This is a genomic window from Vibrio sp. PBL-C16 (assembly GCF_034321865.1).
GTDB lineage: Bacteria > Pseudomonadota > Gammaproteobacteria > Enterobacterales > Vibrionaceae > Vibrio > Vibrio alginolyticus.
In genome coordinates this window covers 1,060,373-1,072,563 of record NZ_JAXLNY010000001.1, presented here as the reverse complement: position 1 = coordinate 1,072,563, position 12,191 = coordinate 1,060,373, and the positions used below count along the sequence as shown (strand labels likewise).

At 43.7% G+C, this 12,191-nt stretch carries 14 protein-coding genes; 1 reads left to right on the top strand and 13 read right to left on the bottom strand.

The genetic code is table 11. The features are described 5' to 3' along the window. Position 1: 1 nt before the first annotated feature. The 6 genes from UQW94_RS04575 to fliD are packed head-to-tail and all read right to left on the bottom strand — an operon-like array spanning position 2 to position 4,405. Positions 2 to 730: a FliA/WhiG family RNA polymerase sigma factor gene (locus UQW94_RS04575; RefSeq protein WP_005375008.1), complete on the bottom strand. Its 729-nt coding sequence runs from the start codon at positions 728 to 730 to the stop codon at positions 2 to 4. 12 nt (positions 731 to 742) lie between these two features. Continuing rightward, positions 743 to 1,243, bottom strand: coding sequence for a flagellar basal body-associated FliL family protein (locus UQW94_RS04570; RefSeq protein ID WP_005375011.1), 501 nt, complete (start codon positions 1,241 to 1,243; stop codon positions 743 to 745). Between the two features lie 22 nt (positions 1,244 to 1,265). After that, positions 1,266 to 2,339 (bottom strand): flagellar hook-length control protein FliK, encoded by a 1,074-nt coding sequence (locus UQW94_RS04565; RefSeq protein ID WP_213871272.1) that lies wholly within the window; start codon positions 2,337 to 2,339, stop codon positions 1,266 to 1,268. Beyond that, the gene (locus UQW94_RS04560) at positions 2,336 to 2,656 is read right to left on the bottom strand and encodes a hypothetical protein (protein ID WP_005375013.1); all 321 of its coding nucleotides are present in this window, start codon (positions 2,654 to 2,656) and stop codon (positions 2,336 to 2,338) included. Before UQW94_RS04560 ends, UQW94_RS04565 begins: the two co-directional genes overlap by 4 nt. After that, a complete protein-coding gene (gene fliS / locus UQW94_RS04555; RefSeq protein ID WP_005375014.1) occupies positions 2,640 to 3,026 on the bottom strand; it encodes a flagellar export chaperone FliS in 387 nt (128 codons plus the stop codon). The genes UQW94_RS04560 and fliS overlap by 17 nt, the downstream gene beginning before the upstream one ends. A gap of 32 nt (positions 3,027 to 3,058) precedes the next feature. Continuing rightward, a complete protein-coding gene (fliD, locus tag UQW94_RS04550) occupies positions 3,059 to 4,405 on the bottom strand; it encodes a flagellar filament capping protein FliD (RefSeq protein ID WP_042521679.1) in 1,347 nt (448 codons plus the stop codon). Positions 4,406 to 4,821: 416 nt separating this feature from the next. Here fliD and UQW94_RS04545 point away from each other — a divergent pair, with 416 nt between their 5' ends. Then, on the top strand, positions 4,822 to 5,109 hold the full coding sequence (locus UQW94_RS04545) for a hypothetical protein (protein ID WP_005375016.1): 288 nt from the start codon (positions 4,822 to 4,824) through the stop codon (positions 5,107 to 5,109). Positions 5,110 to 5,179: 70 nt separating this feature from the next. Here the strand turns inward: UQW94_RS04545 and lafA are convergent, their stop codons facing one another. From lafA to fliP, 7 genes are all read right to left on the bottom strand, one after another. Continuing rightward, positions 5,180 to 6,031, bottom strand: coding sequence for a lateral flagellin LafA (gene lafA / locus UQW94_RS04540; RefSeq protein ID WP_005375019.1), 852 nt, complete (start codon positions 6,029 to 6,031; stop codon positions 5,180 to 5,182). 301 nt (positions 6,032 to 6,332) lie between these two features. After that, on the bottom strand, positions 6,333 to 7,103 hold the full coding sequence (locus UQW94_RS04535) for an EAL domain-containing protein (protein WP_005375023.1): 771 nt from the start codon (positions 7,101 to 7,103) through the stop codon (positions 6,333 to 6,335). 19 nt (positions 7,104 to 7,122) lie between these two features. Then, positions 7,123 to 9,213, bottom strand: a complete 2,091-nt coding sequence (gene flhA, locus UQW94_RS04530; protein ID WP_005375024.1) for a flagellar biosynthesis protein FlhA — start codon at positions 9,211 to 9,213, stop codon at positions 7,123 to 7,125. A gap of 31 nt (positions 9,214 to 9,244) precedes the next feature. Further along, positions 9,245 to 10,372, bottom strand: a complete 1,128-nt coding sequence (gene flhB, locus UQW94_RS04525; protein ID WP_005375025.1) for a flagellar biosynthesis protein FlhB — start codon at positions 10,370 to 10,372, stop codon at positions 9,245 to 9,247. Next, positions 10,369 to 11,145, bottom strand: coding sequence for a flagellar biosynthetic protein FliR (gene fliR / locus UQW94_RS04520; RefSeq protein WP_005375027.1), 777 nt, complete (start codon positions 11,143 to 11,145; stop codon positions 10,369 to 10,371). Before fliR ends, flhB begins: the two co-directional genes overlap by 4 nt. After that, on the bottom strand, positions 11,145 to 11,414 hold the full coding sequence (gene fliQ, locus UQW94_RS04515; protein WP_005375036.1) for a flagellar biosynthesis protein FliQ: 270 nt from the start codon (positions 11,412 to 11,414) through the stop codon (positions 11,145 to 11,147). Before fliQ ends, fliR begins: the two co-directional genes overlap by 1 nt. Positions 11,415 to 11,426: 12 nt before the next feature. Further along, the gene (gene fliP / locus UQW94_RS04510) at positions 11,427 to 12,185 is read right to left on the bottom strand and encodes a flagellar type III secretion system pore protein FliP (RefSeq protein WP_005375037.1); all 759 of its coding nucleotides are present in this window, start codon (positions 12,183 to 12,185) and stop codon (positions 11,427 to 11,429) included. Between the last annotated feature and the right edge of the window lie 6 nt (positions 12,186 to 12,191).

Here is a 12,191-nt window from a genome sequence, read left to right as displayed (position 1 = left end):
CCTAAGAGGACATTAATTGGTTGAGTTGTTTCAGCGCTTGTTTGTGAAGCTGACATATACGAGGTGGTGTCAGATCCAATACCAGAGCTATTTCGTGTAAGTTGAGTTCATGTTGATAGAACAGAGTCAGGAGCAGTTGATCGCGCTTAGGTAACTTACCCAAAGCACTGTCTAAACTACGACGAATATGTTCATGTTCCATGCCATCGTATTGCCCGCCAATGTAGCTATCACCGCTGCTCTCCATCAGTTGGTCAAGGCTTTGCATCTCGCCTGCGAGAGCGGCATTTTGGCGGTTGTAATAATCTTGCTCATTCGTCCCTAAAGCCTGGATGATTTCGGCATCCGTTGGCATTCGACCTAACGTTCGAGTGAGATCTCGAGTCACGTCGTTGAGCTCGTGGGCTTGTTGACGAGTCTTACGTGAACGCCAATCTAGTCGGCGTAATTCGTCTAAAATAGCTCCCCGAACTCGACAAACGGCGAAAGCAGGAAAGTGAGGATCGTCAACATCGCCATATCGGCGTCCAGCCTCGACTAGAGCGATAAGGCCTATCTGCTGCATATCTTCAATACTACAGTGAGAAGTGGCATGAACGCGCAGCTGGTTAACTACGCGTTTTACCATGACCTGATGACGTTGTAGCAATGCGTTTTCATCAATTGGTCGTGACGGTGTTGTCACTTCCTCTTCTGTGGTGTAAGTGTCTTGTACATTCATGTCTAACATGGTTGTGCTCCGTTATTGCACAACATATTTAGTCAACAAAACATCGTCGATTTCTCGGACGATGTCTGTTTTGGCAAAAGCGAGTAGAAGCGTTTGCTTCACTTCGTCTTGCAGAATATCGATGGCACCCGCTTGCTGTAACTGATCAAACGTTTTGTCGCTAAACAGTTTTAATAGAGAGTTTTGTACCATAGGCATGTATTCATCGATCTCTTTGATACGCTCTGGACGGCGTGTCTCAATTGCCAGTTCTAGCATCACAAAGTGAGTCTGTTTCTTGCCTTTAACGGTCAAAACGACTTTGTCCAAAGGATGGAAGCTAGGACCTTTACTTGTCGGTTGTTCTGTGACCAAAAAAGACAGTGGAGAGTCTTCGATCAGTGAACCAGAGTCAGGTGACTCTTGAGCGTGTTTGTTTAAGTACCAGATTCCGCCCATAATTGTGACGGCCGAAACGAGGGCACTGGTGATGATCATGGCGATAAACAGGGCGATCATTTGTTGTTTGGTCATAACCTTTTTCCTCGAAGATTCACTAAGCTTGAGTGCTTAGCCAGTGTTCTGAATAGTTAGTTGTTGTCGTGGTTTGGAATGCACCAGATTCTCGTGCGGCGAAAATATTGGCGTCTTCTTCGTTTGCATGTGGGTCATTTCGACCTTGGTTTTGATCAGAGCCAACATTGACATCGACATGAACGAAGTTTTGCTCTTGTAACTCAGTACGCAATCGTTCCGAAACTTGCATTAAAGCTTCTCGTGTTGCTGCGGCATTGGCGTTGATGTGGACACTCAATCGGTCACCTTCAACACGTACAAGTAAATCCAGTTTCCCCAAGTCTGGTGGGTCTAGGCGGATTTTTGCTTCTTGTACATTTTGTTGAGCTTGGAGCGTCACGCGATCATGTAAAACTTGCATCATTTGCTCCCCCCACTTTCCGGCAGTGGTATCAACACGCACCGCTGCCCACTCAGAGCCTTGAGCTTGAACATGACTCGTCGCAACCGGTGAATGTGCAGGTTGTGTTGTAGGAGCTTGTGCTTGAAGTAGAGATGCGGTTGGTTGGCCTTGAACAGGTTGATTCAAAAGAGTTTGAAACTCAGCACCGGAGATAGGCAAACGCGAACTCGATGAAGTCGGCAGACTTTGCTTCACATCTTGTTTTGATGATGTGTTTAACATAGCGTTAGACGAATCTTGAGTAACAGACTTAACTTCGCTCGCAGTCATTAAAGATGACGCTTTTCCTAGTTTCTCAGCCTGCTTCTCTGCCATGGTAATCATACCCTGGGTTAAAGCTTGAGCTTGCGCTGCAAGATCAGTCGATTCTGTTAACCCTGGTGTACTGGTCAAGTTGGCATCCGGATCTGAAGCTGAGCGGTCATCTGTATCAAAACCATGACTTTGTACTTTGTTTGCGCTGTTCAAAGTAGAGGCCGTAAGGTGAAAACTCGGTACCGCTGACGCAGAGTTAAAGTCTTGCTCACTATTCTGCTTGTTCCCTGATTTAAAACCATGAGAAAAGCCGTGTACCGAGTTCGCTTGCTTGATGTGACCCTCATTGTTAGCTGGCGAATTACCCGAGTGCTGAGTTGAAGAAGGTATGATCATTGAGTTAGCTCCATGGTCATTGCTAATTGATAGGCCATAGCGCGTTCTTGATGGTCATTGACCATGTTCATCTCTTTTTTCAACTCGTTGGTCGACTTCTCTAATACTGCGAAGGCATTAGCGTGCACTGTTTTCGCTCGCTGGATTTCAGGGGCAAGCTTAGGATCTTTCAAAAAAGGCTTGTGACTGATCAAAAGCTCTCGCAACTGCAAGTCGTACCGCTTGAGCGCATGCCAATCGGCCGTTTTTGCGGCGAACTGGATGAGCTGAGATAAATGACGGAATCGCTCTGGCGATACTTTATGCTTGTTGTCCAAAATTCATCCAACCTTCACGAATGTTACCCATTACACGCTCAACGTTAACCAAGCGATTTGCATCGTTTTGCACGCTAGCGTAATAAAGTTCGACTTGGCAGAAGTCATACAGCTGGCGTAGGTTTTCCGCAATTTCACCGCCGTTTTCATCATCTAGAGCACTTGTTAGTCCAATCAAGATGTTCATGCATTTGTTGATTCCATTCCCTTTCTCGGCCAAACGATTTGCGGCTAGGTGGCCGCGAATACGTTCAACTTCATCGAGTAGGCCATCGATTAACATGATGACCAATTGGTGTGGATTTGCTGCTGCCGCTTGAGCGTCGAGATCGACTTGTTGGTACGAATCGTAACCAGAATCCATAAGCATGAATATTTCTCCTAAATTTGGAACCAAATGTCTTATTTTTGAGCTTTAAACATGGACATGGTTTGGTTCATTTGGGTCATAATTGAATTCATTTGAGTGAATTGTTTGAGATAGCGGTTGTACGACATTTCGTACTTACGCTCTAAATTGGTTTGTTTATCTTTGATTCGGTCTAAGCTTGACTGTATTGCGTCTTTACGCGTGCTAAAGGTACCTGATGAGAACTTCAAGAAAGGCTCTACCATTGCGTCAAGAGAATCTAGCAAAGCGTCATCCCCATTAAACAACGCCTCTAAGCCTGCGCTGTTTGTTTGTTGAGCTTCTTTGAACTTTTCTTGATCAACTTTCATTTTACCGTTGCGGTCTAGGCTCACGCCGATTTCGCTTAGGCGCATACCATTGTGTTCACCTCGGATTAACCCCGTTAACTGACTCTCAATAGAACGCAATGTCGAGTCGCTAGCGAGCACGCCGCGTTTCTGATCTTCACCGCCAATTTGGGTGTACTGATCGATAGTCGAAACAAGGGCATTGTAGGTTTCCACAAACTTATCTAGTTGTTCTTTAGTGCCTTCGCTATCAGCTCCGATTTTTAAACCGATTGGCGAATCTCCCGCGGCTTGCGGTTTAGATACGGTAATGTCAACACCGTCGATGACACCTTCAAAAGTATTACTTGCGTTGGTTAGTTTCAGGCCTGAGTCTTTTGCACCTAGCCACATAACCGCATCTTGCGGAGCGTTAATTTGCTTGAGGTTGGTGAAGGCGTCTTCAAACCACGCTTGGCCGGTACCTGTTGCAGATACGTTGATCTTATTTTCGACACCAGTCTCAGTGCTCGATAGCATAAAGTGTGTTTGACCATTCGAGCGAACTAGAGTGGCGTTAACGCCAGGGTTATCCGTGTGATTGTTAATCGCACTTGCTAAATCACTGATCGTTGCAGTGCCGTCACCATTAACATCAACGGAGGACAAGTCTAGAGTCATTGTTTCACCGTTGATGGTGAATTCTAAAGATCCAGTTGTTGGTACTTCTGTCGTCGCCTCAAGGTCTGCAGGCATTCCTGTAGATACTTGATGTGCTGTTGCCACTTTTTCTACAAAAATCTGATAGTTACCCGTTAGCGCTTTAGCATCCGCGTTTGCAGTAAAGTTACCTTCTTGAGAGAGTGTCGCACTGTTTTTGATGATGCTGTTTGTGCTGTTATTCATCTCTTTCATTGCAGTACGAAAATCACGTAGTGCGCTTTCAACTTTATTAAAAGCTGACAGTTGTGACTGGTACACATTAGCTTGCGCTTGGTAACGGTTTTTGAATGGGTTTGTGTCCAATTGTGCGAATTGGGTTGCCATTTTTACTGGGTCTAAAGAACTCATGAGGTGTGCTCCTCTCATCTCTTATTGGCTTGAATACTTTGAATGCTACGCCTTAGTTTAATTATCAGTGGCAAGATACGTGCCGTATATTAAATTCAATTAAAACAAAGGTTTAAAGCTATTTTGTTTTCTTGGGAGGAAGTGGTGTTTCCACCTTGTTTGTTCCGCCTTCCTCCATGGAAAAAGTAATTTCCTTATAAGAAAAGGCGACCTAAACAAAGAAAATATTTAATTGTATTGACGGTTCTAATTAGGAGAGATGTTTTAATTAGACGTTATATTCAGCCTTTACTTCAGCTTGATTCAGATAATTCTTACAGAGTACATTAATTACGTTTTGATATTATTTTTGATAGTGTGACGTGCAAGTGTTCTCACTAAAAATTAAATTTTTTACGTTTCAAAGAATGTCAGTTATGAATGAATTTGCGTTACGATTGATGAAGTGTGCTCGTGCATATGAAGAGTTCATTAACAAAAAACTATTAAGTAAACAGAGCATCAATTCTGATGAGATAGCTAGTATCTTAAAGGAAGCTAAGTTCAATTTTCCTGAACTTAGAGATAGTAAAATAGGAAGCAAATTAGAGACGATAGAATTAGAACTGTTTAATAAGGTTTTATTTAATATTATGTTGAAATTCGGATTCAGAGTGCCTGAATCTCACAAAGATAATACGAGCTCTATTTATATTCGTAGATAAAAATAAAGCCTTCCATAGGAAGGCTTTATAATTAAGACGATTTAAATTAAGCGCACTATTAACTAAGTAATTAGCGTAGTAGTGACATTGCCATGCTTGGAAGCTGGTTAGTTTGAGACAGAACAGTTGTACCTGCTTGCATCAACATTTGGTTCTTAGTCATGTTTGAAGACTCTACTGCAAAGTCTGTATCCATGATACGACCTTTAGATGCTGTAACGTTTTCTACCATGTTACCAAGGTTAGCCATAGTGTGCTCAAGACGGTTGATGTTCGCACCGAAGTCTGCACGAGAGCTACCAATTTTTTCTACTAGACCGTCAGCGCCGCTGATTTTGTCTAGTGCTGCTTTTGCTTTAGTCGCGTCATCGATACCATCTGTAATTGCTGCATCAGCAAGAATAGTAGTGATTTCACCGATACCTGCGCTTGCGCTTACAGTCAATGTTTCAGCAGAAGATGCACCGATTTGGAATGTTACGTCACCTGCACCGAAGCCGCCGCCTTTAAGAAGGTTTTGACCACCGAACTTAGTGTTGTCTACGATGTTGTTTAGTTCTGCAGTAAGCTGTGTGAACTCTTTGTTAAGAGACGCACGGTCTGTTGCACTGTTTGAACCGTTCAACGATTGTGTAGCAAGGTCGTTCATACGGTAAACGATGTTTGTCATTTCATCCATCGCACCTTCAGCAGTTTGCATCATAGAGATGCCGTCTTGTGCGTTACGCATTGCTACTGACATGCCGCGTGTTTGCGCTTCTAGACGGTTAGCAATTTGAAGACCAGCAGCGTCATCAGCAGCTGAGTTCACACGGTAGCCTGTGCTTAGACGTTCCATTGCTGTGTTTAGAAGTCCGCTTGTTGTGTTCATTGTGTTTTGAGTTACAAGCGAAGCGTAGTTAGTGTGCATTGATAAAGCCATCTTAGTCTCCTTAGTTAGTCACTATATCTTTCAGGCCTCGGGATATTCCCTTGTCACTAACTAGAGGCGGTCGGTCGGCTTTAATGATTAATTTGAAAATTAAAAAATTTCTAAAAAAGATAAAAATTGATGATTTTTAGTGATTTGTATTCCATGAAAACCGGGAAAATCATCATATAAGCCTAAATTTTTTAGTTAAGTTAAAGAAACTATTGCCCAATGATCTTGTGGTTATCCGTTATAAATAAAAAAACAGCACGAATAAATCGTGCTGTTTTAAATATAAATGGTTGAGTTTCAACTATTCCTCATCAAAAGACTGAAAGGAGAGAGAGGTTGGGATATCGCTGAAATAACCAAAATAATAACTGGCACCCAATAAACGATAACGGTTAAGTTCCGTTTGACTCGCTACACGTCCGGCAACCCAAGTATATTTATGCTTTCTTAAGAACTTAGCAATAGGTAGGAAAGCGTGTCTTTCTTCTTTATCCTCTAGTGTGACTGACAATTTGATCATATCGGGACTAAAGTCTGCGACGCGCTCGAAGTTCACTTGCGATGTCGCGACTTCAAACCAAAGTGAATATGCATTCTCTTTTAACTTTTTGGTGAGTGTGGCGACTTTATCACGATCACATAACGTTTCATCAGCTTGAAGAGAAGGAATCACATGTTGAAAAGCAGAAGAGTGGAATTGAATCGTCTGTTCGAGGAAATAAACCCCAGGCTCCCACAGTAATGCATCCACGCGAATCGGCACGACAACATTACTAATCAAGTCGTGATGAAAGGCTTCTAACTGAAATTGTGTTTGTCTTAGTGCAAGGTAAAGACTGAACAAATCCAGGCAGTACTGCATTTGTTCAGAGAGTTTGAATTGATAGACACTTTGTTCTCCACGCATACCAAATCTCAACGTCAGGTGTTGGAATTCTACTTCTCCTGATTGAGCTTCCCTAATTGCTTGGCATGCGTGTTGGACATCATTGTGTTTTAAAGCATCAAAGACTAATTGATCGTCATCCGTGACGATATGTTGTACTGCGAGACCAACCAAATGTTCGTACATCGCATGTGTTGAAATAAGATTAACCAAGGTTTCCTACCACATTGATTTGTTTGTTTTCTGGGATTTCGTTGTAAGACAATACTGCCAGCCCTTGTGTAAATGTACGAGCGTAACGCGCTAGAAGAGGGCGCAGCTGTGGCATAACGAGAAGGATCGGAGGTAGCCCCTGTTGTTTAAGCTGTTGTCTGATCAATGGCAAGTTTTGTTGGAACTGACCAAGAATGTTTGGCTCAATTGGGAAGCTATCTAGTGTTACCGTACCAGAAGATTGTGCTTGTTGCAGTGAAGTTAGTAGCATTTGTTCTAACTCATCAGACAGTGCGTAGACATTTAATTCGTTCTTTTGTCCTGCAATTAAGTTAACAAGCGTACGCTTTAGTGCACAGCGTACATCAGATGCAAGTAGGATCGGGTCCTTTGTATTTTCCGCGGATTCCAACATTGTGTTGGCAATCGTGCGAATATCTTTTAGTGGCACTTGGTCCAATAAAAGCTGACGATATACTTTCAGCTGCTGTGCTGGATTAAGTGCTGCTGCTAATGCTTCTGCTAGTTTCGGGGCTTGTTGTGTCAAACGCTGGGTTATTGCTTCCACATCGTCGTGCGTAAACAATTCTGCAAGGTTTGTCTTCATGATTTTACTAATATGAGTGGCAATAACAGTGCCATCATCGACAACTTGGTAACCCATATTAAGTGCTTTTGCTTTATCTTGATGCTCAATCCACACAGCTGGCAACTGATAAGCAGGATCGCTACCCAAAATGCCATCTACCTCACCGTAAGTTTCGCCAACCGCTATCGCCATTAAACGCTCTGGTTCAATAAAACCTTGCTCAATGACTTCGCCATTTAGAGAAATTGTGTATTGGTTTGGCTTGAGGCTCAGGTTGTCACGAATACGAACTTCAGGTAATAAAAAGCCAACTTGTTCAGAAAGGTTTCGACGCACACCGCGGATACGTTGTGATAAAGGAGCCCCTTGTTCTTTGTTGACTAGATGGACGAGTCGATAACCAAGCGCAAGTGATAATGTTTGGACGTGAGGAATATCATCCCATGTCAGCGGTGTATCATCGTCTTGCATTGCTTGTGAAAGTGCTTCGACCTCTTCAATCTGGGAGTCTTGCACTGGCTTCTTGGTTTGACGCCACCCTGCGAACGCTAATGCGCCAGCAAACGCAAAAAAGGCTAGGTGTGGCATACCCGGTACCATACCGATTACCGCCATAATACCTGCGACAGTAAATAGCGTTGCAGGAGTTGCCAGTAATTGCTTTTGCATGGTTTCCGACATGCCATTATCGCTATCATTAATTCGCGTAACGATAATCGCGGCAGCCGTTGCCAATAGTAGTGAAGGAATTTGAGCAACTAGACCATCACCGATTGTGAGTAGGGCATAAGTTTTAAAGGCGTCAGACGCAGCGAGTCCATGCTCGAAGACACCAATACTGATACCACCAATGATATTGATAAACAGAATCAACAAACCTGCGATGGCATCGCCACGCACAAACTTTGATGCACCATCCATCGAACCATGAAAATCGGCTTCGTTGGCGACTTCTTTACGGCGTAAGCGAGCCGTTTCCTGATCGATAAGGCCAGCGTTTAAGTCGGCATCAATTGCCATTTGTTTGCCTGGTAAAGCATCCAACGTAAAGCGGGCTGAAACCTCAGAAATACGTTCACCACCTTTGGTGATTACGACGAAGTTGATGATCATCAAGATGACGAACACCACCATACCAACGACGTAGTTACCGCCAATGACGACTTCACCGAATGCTTGAATGACCTTACCCGCTGCGTCACCACCATTATGTCCTTCTAGGAGTACAATTCGCGTAGAAGCCACGTTCAATGTGAGACGTAATAATGTTGCGACCAGCAAAATAGTTGGAAAAACAGAGAAATCTAATGGTCGCTTTGCGGTTGTGCTGACCAGCAATACTAGGATTGCTAAGACGATATTAAAGGTAAACAGCGCATCCAGTAGCAGAGGAGGCAAAGGAAGAATCACCATTGCTAATATCATTAGCAAGACGATTGGAATGCCAACGTAGCCTTTGGTTGATGTTTGAAGTTGTTTTAACCGGTTAAGCATACTTTCGTGTCCTTGGATAAACGCGGGTTAATCAGTGCTGCAAATGTTTTGGAATCGAAAAATGAGGTAAAGGAATTGGCTCTTTTCCCTCACCTTTACGAAAGGCTTTCAATTGCAAAACGTAAGTAAGAATATGTGCCACTGCGATGTACAGTTGGCTTGGGATTGCTTGTTCAATCGCCGTCGTGTGATAAATCGAACGGGTAAGTGGCGGGGAGTTAATGATTTCCACTTTGTTTTCTCGGGCGATACGTTGAATGTGCATAGCAGTTTCGTCTACGCCTTTTGCGACGACAAAGGGCGCGTCAGAAAGCGAAGGCTCGTATTTCAGTGCGACTGCGTAGTGCGTTGGGTTTGTGATGATCACGTCAGCCGTCGGCACCATTTTATCGATCTTACGGCGCGCAAACTGTTGCTGTATTTGACGAATACGTTGTTTTACTTCCGGACGACCTTCATTATTTTTAAATTCCTCTTTCAATTCTTGTTTCGTCATGCGGAGTTCTTTTAGGTGTTCCCAACGCTGATAAGGAATGTCGATAACCCCAAATAACAACAAGGCGAAGCCCATTAAGAGTAAGCCTTCAAACAGAATTGACATTACTAGAGAAAAACCTTGGCTGAGTGGGAGGTTTTGCATGCCAAGTAATGGCTGTAAGTGGTTGTCTAAATAGCCATATAAGATGCCGAAGATCACGGCTACTTTGAACGTCGACTTTAAGAGCTCAACCACTGAGCGGGTCGAAAAAATGCGCTTTATCCCGCTCAAAGGATTAATTTTGCTGAGCTTTGGCATCACGTTCGCGGGACGGAACATCCAGCCGCCTAGCACAAGGCTACTACCACAGGTCACGATAATAATGACGGTAAACAATGGTAATAGCATGTCGATGATGACTGCTAAACTTTGTCCCAATTGCTCGACAAGTTGTTTAGGATTTTCTAGGTCGGCTCGCGTCAGCATCATGTTGTAGCGAAAGATCCCCGACATGCTTTCCCAAATACTATTAAGCTGAGAGTAAAAGTAGAGCGCCACCGCTAGAAATATAACCGCAGTAGTAAACTCTTTCGCGCGAGGAATTTGTCCTTCCTGACGGGCTTTCTTTACCTTCTGCGGTGAGGCTTTTTCAGTTTTGTCTTGAGAAGATTGATCGCTCATGCTCCCCCCAACATAAAGTTACTCAAGTGTCTAATGGTGTCGTGAACGAGCGCCGTGTAGCGACCAGGAACACCAGAAACTGAGATTAATACGCTGAATAGACCCAGCAGCATCGTCATAGGAAAACCTAACGCATAGACATTAAGTGATGGTGCGGCTCGGTTCATTACACCAAAACTGATGTTGGCTAGAAGCATGGAAACAATAGCGGGCAAAGCCAAAGCGAGTGAAGAGGCAAACATCCAACCGAAAATATTGACAACACCTTGCAGAGAAAGCGATGTGATACCAGATCCGACTGGCCAAACAACAAAGCTTTGAATCACGATATCTATGACGAGTAAGTGTCCTTCTAGCGCAAGAAACAACAAGGTTGAGAAAATCAGAAATATGCGTCCCAAAATGGCGACAGAAAGCCCGTTAATAGGATCATTCATCATCGCCATACCTAAGCCCATTTGCAGAGAAATCACCTGACCAAGCATGGTGAAAACGTTAAAGAGCATGTGCAAAATTAACCCAAACATTACTCCCCAAATAGCTTGCTCAAAAGCAAGGAACAGAGAAGTCATAGAGAATAACTCGACTTGTGGCATGGGTGGCATTAACGGTCCAGTAATGACAACGATCGAGAGGGCCAGTAAAGTACGAACCCAAACAGGAATAATCGCATCACCAAAGAAAGGCATTGAAATAAATACGGCTCCCACACGAAAAAACGGCCACCAGAGTTGACCGAGTATCGCCGAGAGCTCTGCAAATGTGATGGCCATTAGCCAATCATCCCTGGTATGTTGTGGAACAAGAAATCAAACAGTTCCATGATCTTACGGAGCATCCAGTGACCTGCAAAAATCACCATTAATAAGGTAACGAGCAAACGTGGCAAAAAGCTGAGTGTTTGCTCGTTGATTTGTGTGGCAGCCTGAAATACGGCGATACACAAACCGACAATTAAGCCTGGAACAACCAATACGGCAACCATCAAAATGATCAGCCATACTGCATCGGAAAATAACGTTACGGTTAGTTCTGGGGTCATAACTGCTCCTAGTTAACCGAAGCTGGCAGATAAGGTGCCAACTGTCATTGCCCAACCATCCACGAGTACAAATACCACCAACTTAAAGGGAAGTGAGACAATTAAAGGTGATAGCATCATCATACCCATTGCCATCAGGACACTGGCGACAACCAAGTCGATGACCAAAAACGGGATGAAAAGCATAAAACCAATTTGGAAGGCGGTTTTTAGTTCACTAATGACAAATGCAGGCAAGACAACGGCAAATGAAATATCCTCAACGTTTTGGTCGAGAGGCTCATTGGCAATACGTAACATTTGTTCAAGAGAGCTTTGGTGCGTCTGTGCCAGCATGAACTCTCTCACTGGTTTCTCTGCAACAGAAAAAGCCTGTATTAGCGTGATTTCGCCGTTGTCGTATGGCTGAAACGCATTTTCATAAATATCGCTCCAGACAGGGCGCATAATCAGTAACGTCAATGCGAGAGCGATCCCGACCAACACTCTGTTAGGTGGGCTTTGTTGAAGACCAAGAGCTTGGCGCAAAATCGCAAGGACAACGACAATTCGAGTAAAGCTCGTCGCCATCAAAATAAATGCTGGAAGAAAACTGAGCGCCGTCATCAACAACAGAATTTGCAGTTTAACGCTGTATTCTTGTTGTGTGTCGCCATCAGAAACGGACAAGATAGTTAAGCCGTTGTCAGCCGCCATTGTTGGGAAAGCAAACAAAAGTGACACCAATACCAAAAGAGGTAACCAACGGTGCCAAGCGCTCAGATTTTTCATTGTGAT